The sequence below is a fragment of the Natrialba sp. SSL1 genome, assembly GCF_001861355.1.
Lineage (GTDB): Archaea > Halobacteriota > Halobacteria > Halobacteriales > Natrialbaceae > Natrialba.
Map to the genome: position 1 here is coordinate 62,006 of NZ_MASN01000041.1, position 16,305 is coordinate 78,310.

The window sequence follows — 16,305 nt, forward strand, 5'->3', positions numbered from 1 at the left end:
TCGGTTGGCCAGTGAGCGCCCCAGCGCCAACCTGTTCGCTTGTCGCTGCATCCTGCACCTTGTCTCTGCGTGTCATTAACTCGTGGTACTGTTGCGCATGATGGGCCACAAACACTTTTCCGTGGTAGCAGCCACGTTCAGGAAATGAAATCAGTGCGGACGGAGAACCTATCGGAACCGATTGTGAATCTGATCCCGGATCGGATTCGTCGGAGCTACGTCGCGAAGTTCAGCGTGGTCGTCCTTGCGGTCTTCTTCCTGACTGTCGCCGTTGCCGTCTTCTTCCACGCCGGCATCTCAAACGAGATGACGAGCGACGTCATGTCGGACATCGAGCAGTCGGCTGACGACCAGGCGGCGGAGGTCAGCACCTGGATCGGACAGAACGAACAGCAGGTCCGGATGCTCTCTGCATACCCGGCCATCGCCGCCGGTGATGACGACGAGATCTCGGCCGTACTCGAGTCCGAACTCGAGCACGCCTCGGACGACGTCCACTCGGTGAGTTACGTCGAAGACGATACGATTCAACAGAGTACGGACGAGAGCGCCGTCGGCACGGATCTGACGACGCTCGATCTGGAGACGAACGTGCGCCAGGAGCGACGCAGCGGCGGGAGCAGTATTTCTGAACTCAGCTACGAACGGCTGGTCGACCAGGAGTTCGACTCGAGCTATACGGACACGTACGAGCAAGATGGCGTGCCCGTCATCTCCTTCTTGAGTCCGGTCGCGGAGCCGAGCGACGCGGCGGGCGAGGACGACGCGCACGCGGACGACACGACACGGCTCGTGATGATCACCGCCGAAGTCTCCGTGCTCGCAAACGACTTCTCGACGCCGGTCGACGGCGGCTACACGCAGGCGATAGATTCGGAGGGCGGTGTCGTTCTCGCACCGGATGAAACGGCGATGTTTTCGGAGTATCGCGACGGTGAAGGCGAGGCGATCATCACCGAGATTACGACCTACCGGGCCGGCGTCACCGAGGACGACGAGTACGACGAAGTCATCGGGTACGCACAGATTCCGAACACCGACTGGGCGCTCGTCACACACGCGCCGGCGTCAGAGGCCTACGACGTCGCCGACACCGTCGCGAACTCGTTGATCATCCTCATCGCAATCGCGTTGAGCGGCTTCCTCGTCATCGGGGCGACCATCGGCCGCTCGACCGCGAATGCACTCGAGGATCTGGACGAACGAGCCACCGCCCTGTCGAACGGCGACACCGACGTTACGGTCAGCGACAACGGCCGGATCGACGAAGTCGGTCGCGTCAGGAACTCGTTCGAGGACATTCGCCAGTACCTCGAGACGGCGGCCGCGCAGTCGACCGCCGTCGCCGACCAGGAGTTCGACGACCCGGTACTCGAGACGGACGTGCCCGGCGAACTGGGTGACTCACTCGAGGCGATGCGCCACGATCTGGAGACGTACATCGAGGACATCGAGGACTCCCGCGCGGCAGCCGAGGCGTCGAAGGAGGAGGCCGCCGAGGCCCAGCGCCAGGCCGAGGAGATGGCCGACCGACTCGAGCAGAAGGCAGTCGAGTTCGGCAGCATCATGACCGCAGCAGCGGACGGCGACTTCACGCAGCGCCTCGACGAGGACGTGGACAACGAGGCGCTCGCAGAGATTGCAACCTCGTTCAACGAGATGCTCGATCAACTCGAACGGACGATCGTCGACATTCAGGAGTTGGCCGAGGAGGTCGACGACGTAAGTGCGGACGTAACCACGCGCGTCGAGGAAATCGAACGCGCGAGCGGCGAGGTGAGTCGCTCCTCGGAGGAGATTGCAACTGCCGCGGCGGACCAGAGCGAGCGCTTCCAGGATGTCTACGGCGAGATGAACGAGCTCTCGGCGACGGTCGAGGAAATTGCTTCGACGGCCGACGACGTCGCAAACGTCTCCAATCAGGCGGCAGACAGCGCCACGGAGGCGAGCGAGGCGACCGACGAGATCCAGTCGGAGATGGCCGAACTCGAGCGCCGCGCGGACGCGATCACCGAGCAGGTCGAGCAGCTCGACGCCGAGATGGGCGAGATCAGCGAGATCGTCGACCTGATCGACGATATCGCGGGCCAGACGAACTTACTCGCACTCAACGCCTCCATCGAGGCCGCAGCGGCCGGCAACGAGGGAGACGGCTTCGCGGTCGTCGCGGACGAAGTCAAGTCCCTCGCGGAGGAGACCGGCGAGGCGACCCGGGAGGTCGACGAACGAATTACGAGCGTAAAGCAGTCCGTCGAGGAGACGGTGACGGAGATCGAACGGATGCGCGACCGCGTCGAGGAGGGCAGTGCTGTCGTCGAGGACGGCATCGAAGCCATCGACGAGATTACCGAACAGGTCGAGACGGCGAACGACAGCATTCAGTCGATCAACGACGCGACCGACGAACAGGCCCGCGCCAGCGAGCGCGTCGTGACGATGGTCGACGAGGCGACCGAAATCAGCGAGGACACACGCGACGAGACCGAGACCGTCGCCGCCGCAGCGGAGGAGCAGGCCGCGACCGTCTCGGAGGTCACTGCCGGTGCGCAGTCGCTCACCGAGATGGCCGACGAACTGCGCGGGTCGCTGGCTGTCTTCGAGGTGGATGCTGGCGCTGCGGATACCGCAGCGACTGGCGCTCCTGCTGGCGACGACTCCCTGTCTGAGATGAGGGAAGCGGAGCAAGCAGGGAAACCGGAGCAAATGGAGCGAACGGAGCAAACAGAACAGCTCCTCAAATACGACGACCCGACCGACGCAATCGACACGAGTGAGGACTGAGCGTCTGACCAGACGTCAACCCCACTCACCTATCCGACGGTCGCTGGTATCGTGATGTGCCGTACAGCCTGCCGCTCGTGACGATCTGCCGCCGCGTTACGGCGAGTCCGTTGAGTCGGTCGTTCGACGGATCGAGTCCACAGCGGTCGTCGGACCTGCCGTTCGCGAGGAGGAACTTGCGGTGAACCGATCCCGTCTCCCGGTCGAGTTCGGCGTAGACGCCGCGCTGGTCGAGGACGGCGACGCGGTCAGTTACCGTCTCGAGTGCAGCGATCCGCGTATCACCCTCGTATCGCCACTGTTCAGTGAGGTTCCCGTCCGCATCGTACGCAGTTACGCCACCGGTGCGATCACCGACGAATAGCGCATCCTCGTTCCTGTGCACCGCGCGGACAACTGCTCCGTCGTCGCTCTCGCGTGCGCGCTCCTCGTCGGCATCGTATTCTTCCGTTGCCCGGTCAGTGTGTCGTCCAGTTATTTCGCCGGTCGTCGTCGCGAGCGTGAGCACCGTCCCGTCCTCGCGCGGGACCAGTGCCTCACCGGCGAGCGGGGTCAGTGTAGTGGACCAGTCGACACTCCCGTCCAGGTCGATCTCCCACTGTTCCTCGCCCGTCTCGGGGTTGATTCCGATCGCAGTTCCGTTCTGCGCGACGGCCACGACCGTCCCGTCTATAACCGCGAGACCGCTCGACACCGTGCCGGCAATGGGGACTGCCCACTCGAGTTCCCCGTCGGCCGCCGACACGCCGAGCACGTAGTTCGATGTCGAGCCCTCGAAGGCGTCCGCGTCGGGCTGGGTGGTCGAGATGACGACGAGGCCGTCGTGTGCGACTGTCGCCACACCCATGCGCCCGGTTCGCTCGTTGCCGGCGTCAAACGTCCACTCGACGCGCCCGGTCTCGCGCTCGAGTGCGAACAGCCTGTTCGCGCCGGTCGAGACGAAGACGTGGTCGTCGGTCGGCTTCGGAATGCCGAACCCGCCGCCGAGTTCGCGTCGAAGGACCCACTTCGGCTCGCCGGTGGACTCGAGTGCGAGTAGCCGAAACGGTCGCGTTCCGGAGCTCATTCTGGTGATTCCGAAGCCGGCACCGACGAAGAGCGTTCTATCGTCCAGAACCGGCGGCGACCAGACGCTGGGGTCCGCCGTGAACTCGTGTGTCGACTCGAGTTGGTCCGGGCAGTCCAGCCCGCGGTGTCGAGAGAGCCAGTAGCCGCCTCCTGCGAGCGCTGCACCCGTGCCATCGCGCCGAGGAGTCGCCGTCGACTGCGGGAGACCATACGCCGTTGTCAGTTCAGTTCGTTGAATAGTTTGTGGAACAGAACTAGCACAGTACCGCCAACATACCCCGCGTTCCACCACGTTTTTCTCACTGTGCCGGTATTGATACGCCGATGGAGCGTCCGGTAACCGAGGCGGATCTAACGTTCGAGCACGTTCCCGAAACCGACCAGTCGTTCGAGAACGCGCTCGCGAAGGCACGTGCGGGCGAGCGACTCACCGTCGACGACGCGATCGAGTTGCTCACCACAGGGTCGGACAGTGACGGGATCGACCGGGCGCGAAAGGAGCAGGTACTCGAAACGGCTGACAGACGCCGTGCGGAGGTCGTCGGCGAGGAGGTTACCTTCGTCGCGAACCTGAACAACAACGTGACGACGGCCTGTAACGTGGGCTGTCTGTTCTGCAACTTCAAAGACGCCGCGCACACGTTCGAACGCGGCGCGGACGTCGAGACGGCGGGCTTTACGAAGACACCCGCGGAGTCGCGCGAGGCCGTCGCCGGTGCCGTCAACCGCGGCATCTACGAGGTGACCTCCGTCTCTGGGCTCCACCCCGCGTTCGCGCTCGACGAGGAGCACCTCGAGATTCTCGACGCGCACCCGAATCCGAAGGAGGTCAACTACAAGCCGCCCGAGCGCTACGCGACCGATCCCGGCACCTACGCCGAACAGCTCTCGGCGATGAGCGTCGACGACGTCCACGTCCACTCGATGACGCCGGAGGAGGGGTACCACGCCCGCCGCGGCACCGACTGGTCCTACGAGGAGGTCTACAGCCGACTCAAAGACGCCGGTCTCGACACGGTTCCCGGCACGGCCGCCGAAATTCTCGTCGACGAGGTGCGAGACGTGATCTGCCCCGGAAAGATCACGACGGACGGCTGGCTCGAGGCGATGGAAGCCGCCGCGAACGTCGGGCTCGGCCTCACGGCGACGATCATGTACGGCCACGTCGAGAACGAGGCCCACCGCGCGATGCACCTGAAACGCGTTCGGGACCTGCAAGAGCGCGTCGACGGTGCAATTACGGAGTTCGTCCCGCTCTCGTTCATCCACCAGAACACGCCGCTGTTCGAACACGACGTGGTCACTGGCGGTGCAAGCACCGATGAGGACGAACTGATGATCGCCGTTTCACGGCTCTTTCTGGACAATATCGAACACATCCAGTCGTCCTGGGTCAAGTACGGCGACGAGCAGGGCCTGAAGATGCTCTCGTGTGGAGCCGACGACTTCATGGGGACGATTCTCTCCGAGGAGATTACCAAGCGCGCCGGTGGCGGTTACGGCGAGTTCCGCTCGGTCGGCGAGTACGTCGAGATGATCTCCTCCATCGGCCGCGTGCCGGTCGAGCGCTCGACGGACTATGAGACGCGTCGCGTGATCGACCCCGAGCACGAAAAGCCACCGTTCGGCCCCGAACTCGGCCCGAAGGCAGATGGAACGCCGCTGCTCACGACCGACGAACGCCGTCTCTCGGCGGACGACTGAACTGCTGACCTGTAGCGACCTCCCAGATGGCTTTTTGACCACGTCTCCCGTTTCGGCGAGTATGAACCACCTCGTTCCGACTGACGACGGCGACGGCGACGACACCTGGCGACTCCCCCAGCACGCCCACATCGTCGTCTACGAGCGTGACCACGTTGCTGGCAGTGAGGAATCGGTTGCCGCCGAGAACGATAGTGACAGTGTCAGTAATAGTATCGACGGCAATAACAGTGTTAGTGATAGTGTCGACGGCAGTGACAGCGACAGCCGCGGCCTCCTCACAATCTACGACTGCGGCGCCGCCCAACAACCACCGAGCGCACAACTCCTGGGAACACTCGAGTCCGTTGACGCGAGCGCGGTCGTCGACCCCCAGCCGACGGGCCGGATCGTGAAGCTTCGCGAGGAAGCGGTACTCGAGTGCCAGCGGGCGGACCGGTACCGGATCATCTAACTGCCAAACGTTTCAGTTCGAACAGCGGAGGAGTTCAATTATAGTGATCGTCGAGTTTTAGTCAGGAGCGGAGTTTCAGGACTGGAAAACGGCCGGCGGGGTCTTTTATACCAGCGTTCCGAGTCATCGATATCCGACGGGGATACGAAGCGACGACCGTTGTGGTGGCGGGTCGTTGGCTCTGTGTTACCCGTTGGATAGAAGCCCTCTCTCTTCGGTGTCCAGTACCGCCCAGCTGTCGGTCACCGCTCGACACACAGCCTCCCCCTGTACTCTCCTCGTACCAGCCACGTCAGCCGTCCAGCCGTCCAGCGTCCCTGCCGTTCGGTTACGACGATGAGTTCGTTGCCACGGAGTCGATCTCCACGGTTCCGTCGAGAACCGCCCGGTACCGCTCGCCAGCGGCGTCGTCTGCCGTCAGCGCCGCCCGAATCCGTGATGAGATCCACTCCCCGTCCGCGGCGGGCGTCCCGTCGAACGTCTCGGTCCGCAACTCGCTCTCGAGGAATCGCTGATACACCGGCAACCGCTCACGAAGTGGAAGCCCCGCGTCGTTCGCGATCGACTCGAGTTCCCGCAGCGCTGGCCAGCTGTAGTTCGGGTTGATGTGGTCGTCCGTCACGGGTGAGACGCCGCCGAGGTCGTCGACGCCGCAGTCGACGAGGTCGCCGGCGGCGGTCAGGTTCGGCGGCACCTGTACTGAGACCTCCTCGGGGAGGGCTGCCCGTGCCATCGCCGTCACGCGGCGCATGGTTTCCAGACCGGGCGAGCCGTCGGTCCAGCGCTCGTTGTTCGTCACGGGTTGGACGATTACCTCCTGAATGTGGTCGTACCGGTCGTGAAGCTCTCGAATCGCGAGCAAGCTCTCCGCGCGGTCGCGCCAGTCCTCGCCGATGCCGACGAGAATACCGGTCGTGAACGCCACGTCGAGTTCGCCCGCGTTCTGGAGCGTGCGCAGACGCTGGCCGGGTTCCTTCCGACGCGGCCCCGCGTGGGCGTCGACCTCGGCCGTCGTCTCGAGCATCACGCCCATACTGGCGTTGACATCGGCGACGGTTGCCATCTGCTCGCGCGTCTGGTCGCCGGGATTGGCGTGTGGAAGCAGACCCGTCTCGAGTGCGACCTCGCAGGCGGCCCGCAGGTAGTCGTGGATGGAGTCGTAGCCCCACTCTGCGAGCTGGTCGTGAATCTCGGTGTAGCGGTCGTCGGGGTCGTCGCCGAAGGTGAAGAGAGCTTCCGTGCAGCCGGCGTCAGCGCCGCGTTCGCAGATGTCGCGGACCTCCTCGAGTGAGAGCAGAGAGGCCTGTCCGGGTGCGTCGAAGTAGGTGCAGTAGGTGCAGGTGTAGCGACACGCGGTCGTCAGCGGGACGAAGACGTTTCGCGCGAACGTGAGCTCGGACGGCGAGTCGACGTCGTCAGGCTGGACCGACAGCAGATCTTGGACTGCGTACTCATCGATCGACAGCTCGACACCGTACTCGCTCGCGCCGGGAATCATCGTCTCGACGTGAGGTGGGCCAGGGGTAAAGGATTTCACTTCGGTTGGCGGTGCGCTGTTCGTGCTGTGTTCTCTCTCAGCGTCTCACAGACGACCATCCAGCCGGTGCACGTCGATCGGCAACTCCGTATCGCCCTCGGTGACGAAATCCGCCAGCACGTCGCCGATCGCGCTGACGAACTTGAAGCCGTGGCCGGTAAAGCCCGCGGCGAACGAGACGTGCGGATACTCGGGGTGCGTATCGAGGTAGAAGTGGCCGTCGGTCGAAGTCGTGACGAGACAGGTCGCCATTCCCATCGTCCGATCCCTGCCCGGATCACCCGCGAAGTGACCGTCCGGAAGCTGGCGTAGGAGGTGTTCGTCCTGCATCGTCGGCTCGTCCTGCCAGTCGTTCGGGTCGACGACTTCCGTTACGTCCGGGCTGCGACCGAACTTGAACCCTGGTCGCTCGGCCGTCGGGAAGCCGTAAAAGTTGCCCTCCGGCACATCGACGCTGAACACCGGGAACCGGTCCGGGCTGAAATTCGCCGGCTCCTCTGGCTGGAGCCAAATCATCACCCGCCGCTGGGGCGAGAGGTGGTTCTGCAGTACGTCGAGCTGGTTCGCCGCCCAGGCACCGGCCGTGATCACGAGGTTGTCCGCTTCGTACGTGTTCCGATCAGTTCGCACCGTCACACCCGACTCGCGCGGTTCCCAGCTTCGCACGCGCTCGCGAGCGCGAACGACACCACCGTGTTCGTGGGCCTGATTCACGTTCGTCGTGATCACCCGTTCGCATGACAGAAACCCGCCATCTGGCTGGTAGACCGCTCGATGGCCCTCGGGCAACTCGAAGGCCGGAAACCGCTCTCCCAGCTCCGCGCTGGTCAGCAGTTCGTGGTCGACCTCGTTCGCGCGGACGGACTCGAGTGCATCCGCTACTAGCTCCCCATCTTTCGGGCCGGCGTGGACCGAACCGGTGGTCGTCAGCAGGTCGGCGCCAGACTCGGCCTCGAGTTCACGCCAGCGTTCGTGTGCGTGCTGGGCGAGGGGAACGTACGACGGGTGTTCCGGCTGTGTCAGACGGAAAATTCGCGTTTCACCGTGCGAGGAACCGCGCGTGTGTGGAATGTCGTACTGCTCGAGCCCGAGAACGTCGACGCCTCGCTTCGCGAGGGTATAGACGGCTGCACTGCCCATGCCTCCGACGCCGATCACGATCGCGTCGTACGATGTCTGTGTCACTCTCTCACGTGATGTGTGCGAGAGCAAAAGTCTTCACGTCGGATCGGTTCTTGCAGGTCTGACCGTGGGCTGTTCGGGGCGGCCATACACACCACTACAACAAACTCGCAGTCAGGACTCGGTTCGAACGACAGTAACTCGACCGTCCGTCGTTTCGAGTTCGAAGCCAAGCTCACGGAGCCGTGTTGCGGTCCGGCTCTGACCACCGTCTTCCCGGCTGTGAATCAGCACCTCGACCAGATCCGACGGCTCATCCACGTCGGTGCCGAGCCGAAACGAGTCGACGGACTCGAGTGGCGCACCGATTTCGGCGGCGTGCTCGCGATGGTCGACGTAGGACGCGCCGTGATAGTCGACGCGGAAGTCGGGGTGGCGAACGACGAGGGCGTTCGTCCCGCCGCCGCGGCCGGGAGCGATAGCGACGCCGTCGGCAGCGCCGCTGGCGAACAGGGTCGACAGCGCAGCCGGTGTCGCGAGTGCGAGGTCAGCCATGACGATCGCGACCGGCTCTTCGGCGGCCTCGAGTTGGGCGTTGACCGCAGCCGTCAGCGGGCGGTCGTCGACCGTGACCGGAATCTCACCCGGGGACTCGAGTGCGGGCGAAACTGGCGCATGCTGGTCGTCGCTCGAAAATAGGGACTCGACTGAGAGCGATGAGGTCGAGAGCACGGTTGGTTCGTGGCCGGTCGCCGCAACTGCGCTGAGAACGTCCGCGAGCATCGCTCGTGCGAGTGTCGCTCGCTCTGTGGGCGCAAGTACGCCGCTGAGTCGGGTCTTTGGCGTGTCGGCGGCGAACGGGACGACGACGTGCATCTGTTCGACGTAGTCAACGGGTGTGGAAAAACACGTCGAACTCCCGGATCGGGCCGGATGCAGTCCCACTTCGTGCCCCCCGACACGAAAGTCTGGTATCGGCCCGTCCGGGAGTTCGTAGGTCGTCTCCTTGTGTTGGTTCGCGTTGAGTTGCGTTGGTTCGCGTCAGTTTCGCTCCGCCCGAGCGAGGGGTGTGACGTCGAGTCGCTAGAACAGCGGCTCGAGTTCGTCCTCGTCGTCCTCGACGAGTTCCTCTAGGTTCTCCTCGCTCTCAGCCTGGATGTCGTCCATGTTGTCCTGCGCTTCGATCGCGACCTGCTGGAGTCGCTTGATGCGCGGAACGTTGGTGACGCCCGAGAGCAGGATTGCTGCGGCGACTTCCGGCTTCTCGCGCGGATAGTCACCGCCGCGGACTTCCATGCTACCGGTTTCCTCTTCGAGCCACTTGCGCCCGCGTTCGATGCCTTTCCGGTTCAGGTACTCCGAGGGGCCACCGAGGACGAGCAGCGCGCGTTCGGTGCCTTCGATCTCACAGGGGAGCGTGAGGCGACCGAGTGCGGCCTTGCGGACGAGGCTCGTAATTCGGTTGGTCGTGTTCGCGGCGTCGAGGTCGTCATCGCCGCTGCCGTCGCCTGTAAAGCGAGAGAGTAGTCCGCCGCCGGTGTTGAGGTCGACTTCCTCGCTCGCAAAGCCAACAGTAGAGACGCCGCCGCCGGAGAGCGTGTTGATGATCTCCGAGGAGTCGACGACGCTCTCTGCGACTTCTTGGTCGCCGCTCACCTCACCGGCACCGAAGAGAAGTCCGAATCGTCGGACGATTTCTTCGTTGATCTGCTCGTAGCCGCCCTCGACGGACTCGCCGGTCTGTCGCCAGGAGTCGTTGTCAAAGACGAGGAGGTTGTCGACTTCGCGGACGAACGTCTGGAACGATCGTGCCGCGTTGAGGGTGTAGATACCGCCCTCGTCCGTTCCGGGGAGAACACCAAGACCGTAGACGGGAATCGTGTAGATTCGCTGGAGGTGCTTTGCGAGAACCGGGGCTCCACCGGACCCGGTTCCGCCGCCCATTCCGGCGACGACCAGGAACGCATCGACTTCGTGCGTCGGAATCGCGTCGATTGCGTTCTGTACCTCGTCGATATCTTCCTCGGCGATTTCCGCGCCGAGCTCGTTGTCTGCTCCAACACCATGGCCCTTGACCCGGGCCTGACCGATGAGAACGCGATTTTCCTGTGGAATCCGTTCGAGACCCATCAGATCCGCCTTCGCAGAGTTCACAGCGATCGCCGCACGGACGATACCGCTGTTAGTCCGATCGTCGTAATCGAGGAATCGATCGACGATTTTGCCACCGGCCTGTCCAAATCCGATCATCGCCAGCTTCATACTTTGTCAGGGGGCTCCGTTGACTTGGACCAGAGCGATTAGGACTATAAGTCTTTCTATGAAGTGAATTTCTTGCATAATTCTATATCACCATAAACCGATAGACGGGACGGAGTTTGAAGAAATAAATATACTATATTCAACAGCTATCTATTGGCTGTTTGACTCGTTTACTATACCACAACGACGGGGCCACTGCATGGCACCCCTACGTGGCTGGCTGACTCTCTGTCCGTGACTGATCGGGCCGAACACCAAGATACGCACCGAGCGTCAGCAACTCCTCAGGCGCAACGTCGAACGCCGCCACATCGTTCTCCGCAACCGTGTTATCGAACTCGAGTGACTCCCCCTGCTCGGTCCCGAACGGAATCAGTGGCAGCGGATCCGCGACCGCGAGTCCGAGCTTCGTCAACGCCATCGGAATCGGCAGGATCGTTACCGAGTGACCCTCGGCCTCGTAGACGAGTTCGGTCGCGTCGGCCAGGGTGACGATCTGCGGCCCGCCGATCTCGTAGGTCTGCCCGACGTGGCTGTCGTCCTCGAGTACGTCGGCCAGCATCGGGGCGAAGTCGCCGACCCAGATCGGCTGGAAGCGCGTCTCGCCGCCGCCGGGGAGGCCGGTCAGGTAGGGAGTGGTTAGCTGCTTGGTGAACTCGAGGAACTCCGCGCCATCGCCGAAGACGATGCTCGGGCGGACGATGGTCCAGCCGAGGGCGGCCTCGCGGACGATTTCTTCGGCGCGGCCCTTGGCGCGGATGTAGGGCGTCGGCCCGTCGGCGTCAGCGCCGAGCGCACTGATCTGGAGGAATCGCTCGACGTCGCCGTCTTCGGCGGCACGAACGAGATTTTCGGTGCCGCCGAGGTGGACGGTCTCGTGATCCGTCCCGCTCGGGGGCTGGTAGAGCGGCGAGAGCGAGACGAAGTTGACGACGGCGTCGTGGCCGTCGACGGTGTCGACGATGGTATCGAAGTCGCTCACGTCGCCGCTGGCCAGGTCGACCTCGTCGGGGAGGTTGGCCGCGTCCTCGCTCGTGGGGTTTCTGGAGAGCGACGTCACCTCGTGGCCGCGTTCGGCGAGTTCGGTGCAGAGGTGAGAGCCGATAAAACCGGTGCCGCCGGCGACGAGGACCTTCATAGCTGATCTATGGGCGTGATTCCTCAAATAAGTAGTTGCCGCGGTCCAGTGGTGCGACCGGCGTCCCAATAGCGTCAGTTGCGGGTCCGCGTCTCAGACACCCCAGCCTCCGCGTATCGAAACAGAAGTTGAATCTGGCGGCCGAGCAGCGCGATTCCCAAACAGATGAGTGGCAGAACGAGCCACCAGTAGGACGCAATTCCGGCGACTAGGAGGAGATACGGCCAGAGGCCAACGGTCACGCCGATGGCTGCGGCGGCGAAAAGACCTGACTCGAGTGTCCGCGCGTCTCGGTGTTTGTACCCGACCAGCGCGAGGAGTCCAGCAAAGACGGCGACCAGTGCGAACGTGAGGTAGCTAACCGCCGTCGTTCCCAGCGCCGGTGGGAAATTCTGCTGTGTCTCCACGACGTACAGCTCGTCGTCCTGTTCGACCACGGTGTACGTGCCATCGTCAACTAGCGGCGGTTCGCTAACCGCATCACAGACGAGCATCGCGTCCTGACAGACCACAACGTCGACTGACTGCCATCCCGACACACCGTCTCTCACTTCGGGCGGGTGATCGGTCGCGTCTTCGAACACACGCTGTGCACTCGGTGAGAGGGAGTCGACGTGTCTCGCATTGTCCGTCTCGAGTGCCTGGCTCTCGAGTACGTCTTCGAACGCATCTGTCGATTCGTGTGCGACCGCATACTCCGGAGCGAGGGGTTCGTACGGGCTGAGATAGAATCCAACGCTACCGGAGCTGACCAGTGCGAACAGTGGAATTACTACTGCGATCGCTACCACGGTATGGCGCTTCACCGCTCTCTACTCACGCCACATATTATTTATTTTCACTATTTCTAATCCTCATATTGGTCTACATTCAGCAACTCAGGCTAAACCTGGACAGTGCTGCTGGAAACCAACTCAGGCGATTGTCCGAATCGACGACGGATTCTCGACAGATTGTAATACTTCACCCGACGACGTGCGAGCAGATCCATGGCCACGCTCGTCACACTCGAGGGGCTCGACGGCAGCGGCAAAACCACCGTCTGGGAGGCCCTGCAGGACACCTACCCCGACGCCGTCTTCACCCGCGAACCCACCAACGACTCCTGGTACGGCGACGCCGTCTACCGTTCCATCGAAGACGACGACGCCGACTCGCTCGCCGAACTCTTCCTCTACACCGCCGACCACGCCGACCACCTCTCGCGCAAAATCGAACCCGCCCTCGAGCGCGACGACCTCGTCATCTCCGACCGCTACGCCGACTCCCGCTACGCCTACCAGGGCGCGACGCTCGCAGAAACCGATCGGATTGCGGAGCCACTCGAGTACGTCGTCGACGTTCACGAACCGTTCTCGGTCGAACCTGATCTGACGATCTATCTCGATCTGGATCCGGAGACGGCCGCGAAGCGGGCTGGATCGACGAACAAGTTCGAGCACGCCGCGTATCTCGAATCCGTCCGCGAGAACTACGAACTGCTGGCCGAGCGCTACGCGGACCGATTCGTTCGGGTCGATGCGATGCAGTCGCCTGACGCGGTACTCGCGGAGGTCCGGGACGTGCTGGCGACGGCACTCGAGGGCTGAGCACGTCGCGCCTCAGATCACCTGGAGTGACTCGACGCGAGTTAGATCGGATGATCAGGTGCCGCCGGAAGCGTAAACGAGAACGTCGTGCCCTCGTTCGGTTCGGAGTCGACCCAGATCTCGCCGCCGTGGCGTTCGACGATCCGCTCGCAGAGTGCGAGCCCGATCCCCGTTCCGGCGTGCTCGTCGGGTGGATGCAGGCTCTGGAACACTTCGAAGACGCGGTCAGTGTCGTCCGAGTCGATACCGACACCGTTGTCGCTGACCGAGACGGTCCATTTCGCCTCGTCGCTTGCTGCGGTGTCGCAGTTCCTCGTCCGATTTTGGTCGGCGCGGTGTCGTTCCGGGTCGTCCGCAGAGGTGTGGTGTTCCCCTCTCTCTGGCGGATTATGAGACTGGCTTCGTGAGTCTGGACGGCTTTGGCTCTCCTCCTGTTCCGCCGAAATGTGTATCTGTGGTGGTTCGTCGCCGCTATACTCGATCGCGTTGTCCAGTAGGTTCTGGAACACCTGACGCAACTGTTCCTCGTCACCGTTGATTCGAGGCAGCGAGTCGGCGCTGACCCTCGCATTGCTCTCCGTAATCCGCAACTGGAGATCCTCGCAGACGTCGGCGAAAACCGCGTCTAGATCGACCGGCTCGAGTGGCTCCCCGCGCGTCTCGACCCGTGAGTACTTCAGGAGCCCCTGGATCATGTTTCGCATCCGTTCCGAGCCGTCGATAGCGAACTCGAGGAACTCCTCGCCGTCCCCGTCGAGATCCGCCGCGTAGCGCTGTTCGATCAGTTGGAGGTAGGAAGAGATCATCCGCAGCGGCTCCTGGAGGTCGTGGGAAGCGGCGTAGGCGAACTGCTCTAGACGGCTATTGGACTCCTCCAGGTCGTCGATCAACTCTTCGAGGCGCTGCTCGCGTTGCTTGCGATCAGTGATGTCCTGGGCTGCTCCGCGGATCGACGTGGCAGTATCGTCACCGATCTCTGAGGCGCTTCGCAACCGAAGCCAGCGCGTCTCACCGCTATCCGTCCGGACTCGCGCCTCGATGTCGAAGGGGTCACCGGAGTCGAGCAGTCCCTCGACGGCATTCCTGATGCGCTGCTGGTCCGCCTCGTGGAACATAGTGAGGATCTCTTCTAGCGACGGCTCCTCGTCGGCGTCCACTTCCAGCAGTTCGAAGATGTGGTCTGTCCAGAACACTTCTCTCGTCGCGACGTTAATTTCCCAACCGCCGACGTTTGCGATTCGCTCGGTCTCCGCGAGCATGTCGCGCGCTCGCTCGAGTTCGCGCTCGCGCTCGACCTGTTCGGTGATATCGCGGGTCAGCGCCAGTTGGGATCTCGTCCCGTCAGGGCTGCGAAGCGGTGCAGCGTGCGTTTTCATGTGTCGACGTGAACCGTTCAACCCGATGATCTCGAACTCTATAGTCCCGCTTTCGCCCTGACAGATCCGCTCGTTGAACTCGCGGAACTGCGCACGGTCGTCCGGAGCGATAAGGTCGTAGACGCTTTCACCGATCACGTCCGACGCTGATTCTGCTTCCACCATGTCGAGTCCGGTGCGGTTCATCTGGCGCAGCGTGCCGTCGGCGTCGACGGTCTTGATGCACTCGGGTGTGGTTTCAACAAGCGCGCTCAAGTGCTCTTCGCGCTTTTTCAGTTCTACTTCGGATCGTGTGCGTTCGATCAGGTCCGCAGCCTGCCGTGCTAGTACGTCGAGCAGGTGCAACTTCCGCTCTGGGGGGTCGTGTGGTGTTTCCCAGTGTGTCGAAATCATTCCGAGAAGGTCCCCATCGCGGGCGACGAGTGGCGTGGTCTGTACCGCACGAATGCCTGCCTGGAGGTACACCTCCCGGTCCTCGGTGTCGCTCATGAACTCGCACGTTTCGACGTCCGACGCGATGATTCGTTCGCCGGTGTCCAGGGCCATGCCGCAAGTGCTGCCTGCCTCGGGGGAGACCCATTCCCAGAACGAGGCGGCCTCCGAACTGAATCCTCGGTGGGCCAGCAGTTTGAGTTCGCCCCGGTCACTGTCGAGCATCTGCATACTCCCATAGTCGGCGTCCATGATGTCGACCGCGGCGTCGAGGACCTTCTGATACAGGGCAGCAGCGTCGTTCTCCCGAATCAGTTGGGTGCTTATCTCTTGCAGTTGTTGTGTAGCGACCACGTCTGCCGATTGCTGTGTTTCCTGTTCATCATGTTCGCGTTCACGTTCGCGTTCGCTTTCGTGTTCGCCTTCACGTTCATCTTCGCGTTCACGCTCGCGACCAGGTGACCACCACACACGTTCACCCGACCCAACCTCCTTCGTCTGCAAGTAGCCGCGATCGACGAGCGCGGTCAGTTTCTCGCGGGCAGTCTGCTGAGAACACTCGGCTTTGGTTGCAACCTCGGCTGCAGTGAGCGGTTCAGTTCCGATTTGCTCAAACAGGCGGGAAATGCCCTCTCCCTGTAGTTCCGAGGCTGTGTCGCGCATGTGGCGTCTTTGTTCGAGTGTATGGAAAAGTGTTTCCGATAGTTTGACTTACATAATGTGGGACAGTCGGTGCCACACAACAACCAGTTTAGTAGCGCGGGTGGCAGACGGATACACTCAAAGACGAAAGCCAAGGGGAGTAGAGACACTCGGCGCACTCATCACGATCCTCTTTGCGA

The 16,305-nt window shown here is 62.8% G+C and carries 12 protein-coding genes; 4 read left to right on the plus strand and 8 right to left on the minus strand.

All coding sequences use genetic code 11. The annotated features are described in order from the left end of the window. The first annotated feature begins 144 nt into the window (after positions 1-144). Complete coding sequence (locus tag BBD46_RS15730; RefSeq protein WP_071402639.1) at positions 145-2,781, plus strand: methyl-accepting chemotaxis protein; 2,637 nt, start codon at positions 145-147, stop codon at positions 2,779-2,781. A 25-nt stretch (positions 2,782-2,806) separates the two neighbouring features. Here the strand turns inward: BBD46_RS15730 and BBD46_RS15735 are convergent, their stop codons facing one another. Next, positions 2,807-4,072: a PQQ-binding-like beta-propeller repeat protein gene (locus BBD46_RS15735; protein ID WP_394326834.1), complete on the minus strand. Its 1,266-nt coding sequence runs from the start codon at positions 4,070-4,072 to the stop codon at positions 2,807-2,809. Positions 4,073-4,173: 101 nt separating this feature from the next. Between BBD46_RS15735 and cofH the strand changes: the two genes are divergently transcribed. Both cofH and BBD46_RS22280 read left to right on the plus strand, forming a co-directional pair. Then, on the plus strand, positions 4,174-5,553 hold the full coding sequence (gene cofH / locus BBD46_RS15740; RefSeq protein ID WP_071402640.1) for a 7,8-didemethyl-8-hydroxy-5-deazariboflavin synthase subunit CofH: 1,380 nt from the start codon (positions 4,174-4,176) through the stop codon (positions 5,551-5,553). 61 nt (positions 5,554-5,614) lie between these two features. Then, complete coding sequence (locus BBD46_RS22280) at positions 5,615-6,007, plus strand: hypothetical protein (RefSeq protein ID WP_139173642.1); 393 nt, start codon at positions 5,615-5,617, stop codon at positions 6,005-6,007. Positions 6,008-6,335: 328 nt separating this feature from the next. On the opposite strand, the gene cofG is transcribed toward BBD46_RS22280, so the two are convergent. From cofG to BBD46_RS15780, 6 genes are all read right to left on the minus strand, one after another. Continuing rightward, positions 6,336-7,505, minus strand: coding sequence for a 7,8-didemethyl-8-hydroxy-5-deazariboflavin synthase subunit CofG (gene cofG, locus BBD46_RS15750; RefSeq protein WP_071402641.1), 1,170 nt, complete (start codon positions 7,503-7,505; stop codon positions 6,336-6,338). A gap of 84 nt (positions 7,506-7,589) precedes the next feature. Next, entirely contained in the window at positions 7,590-8,729 is a 1,140-nt protein-coding gene (gene solA, locus BBD46_RS15755; protein ID WP_084777781.1) for an N-methyl-L-tryptophan oxidase, read from the minus strand. Positions 8,730-8,840: 111 nt separating this feature from the next. After that, positions 8,841-9,542: a 2-phospho-L-lactate guanylyltransferase gene (gene cofC, locus BBD46_RS15760; protein WP_071402642.1), complete on the minus strand. Its 702-nt coding sequence runs from the start codon at positions 9,540-9,542 to the stop codon at positions 8,841-8,843. A gap of 207 nt (positions 9,543-9,749) precedes the next feature. After that, positions 9,750-10,928, minus strand: a complete 1,179-nt coding sequence (locus BBD46_RS15770) for a tubulin/FtsZ family protein (RefSeq protein WP_071402644.1) — start codon at positions 10,926-10,928, stop codon at positions 9,750-9,752. A gap of 208 nt (positions 10,929-11,136) precedes the next feature. Next, complete coding sequence (locus BBD46_RS15775; protein ID WP_071402645.1) at positions 11,137-12,066, minus strand: complex I NDUFA9 subunit family protein; 930 nt, start codon at positions 12,064-12,066, stop codon at positions 11,137-11,139. 74 nt (positions 12,067-12,140) lie between these two features. After that, the gene (locus BBD46_RS15780; protein ID WP_253184581.1) at positions 12,141-12,857 is read right to left on the minus strand and encodes a hypothetical protein; all 717 of its coding nucleotides are present in this window, start codon (positions 12,855-12,857) and stop codon (positions 12,141-12,143) included. Positions 12,858-13,055: 198 nt separating this feature from the next. Between BBD46_RS15780 and tmk the strand changes: the two genes are divergently transcribed. Next, complete coding sequence (gene tmk, locus BBD46_RS15785) at positions 13,056-13,655, plus strand: dTMP kinase (RefSeq protein WP_071402647.1); 600 nt, start codon at positions 13,056-13,058, stop codon at positions 13,653-13,655. 41 nt (positions 13,656-13,696) lie between these two features. Here the strand turns inward: tmk and BBD46_RS15790 are convergent, their stop codons facing one another. Beyond that, entirely contained in the window at positions 13,697-16,126 is a 2,430-nt protein-coding gene (locus BBD46_RS15790) for an ATP-binding protein (protein WP_071402648.1), read from the minus strand. Positions 16,127-16,305 lie beyond the last annotated feature (179 nt).

Bases quoted from the DNA above. Each gene is read 5' to 3' on its own strand.
- BBD46_RS15770 (WP_071402644.1), bottom strand. From the start codon at position 10,928: ATGAAGCTGGCGATGATCGGATTTGGACAGGCCGGTGGCAAAATCGTC.
- cofC (WP_071402642.1), bottom strand. From the start codon at position 9,542: ATGCACGTCGTCGTCCCGTTCGCCGCCGACACGCCAAAGACCCGACTC.
- BBD46_RS15775 (WP_071402645.1), bottom strand. From the start codon at position 12,066: ATGAAGGTCCTCGTCGCCGGCGGCACCGGTTTTATCGGCTCTCACCTC.
- BBD46_RS15730 (WP_071402639.1), top strand. From the start codon at position 145: ATGAAATCAGTGCGGACGGAGAACCTATCGGAACCGATTGTGAATCTG.
- cofH (WP_071402640.1), top strand. From the start codon at position 4,174: ATGGAGCGTCCGGTAACCGAGGCGGATCTAACGTTCGAGCACGTTCCC.
- tmk (WP_071402647.1), top strand. From the start codon at position 13,056: ATGGCCACGCTCGTCACACTCGAGGGGCTCGACGGCAGCGGCAAAACC.
- BBD46_RS22280 (WP_139173642.1), top strand. From the start codon at position 5,615: ATGAACCACCTCGTTCCGACTGACGACGGCGACGGCGACGACACCTGG.
- cofG (WP_071402641.1), bottom strand. From the start codon at position 7,505: ATGATTCCCGGCGCGAGCGAGTACGGTGTCGAGCTGTCGATCGATGAG.
- BBD46_RS15790 (WP_071402648.1), bottom strand. From the start codon at position 16,126: ATGCGCGACACAGCCTCGGAACTACAGGGAGAGGGCATTTCCCGCCTG.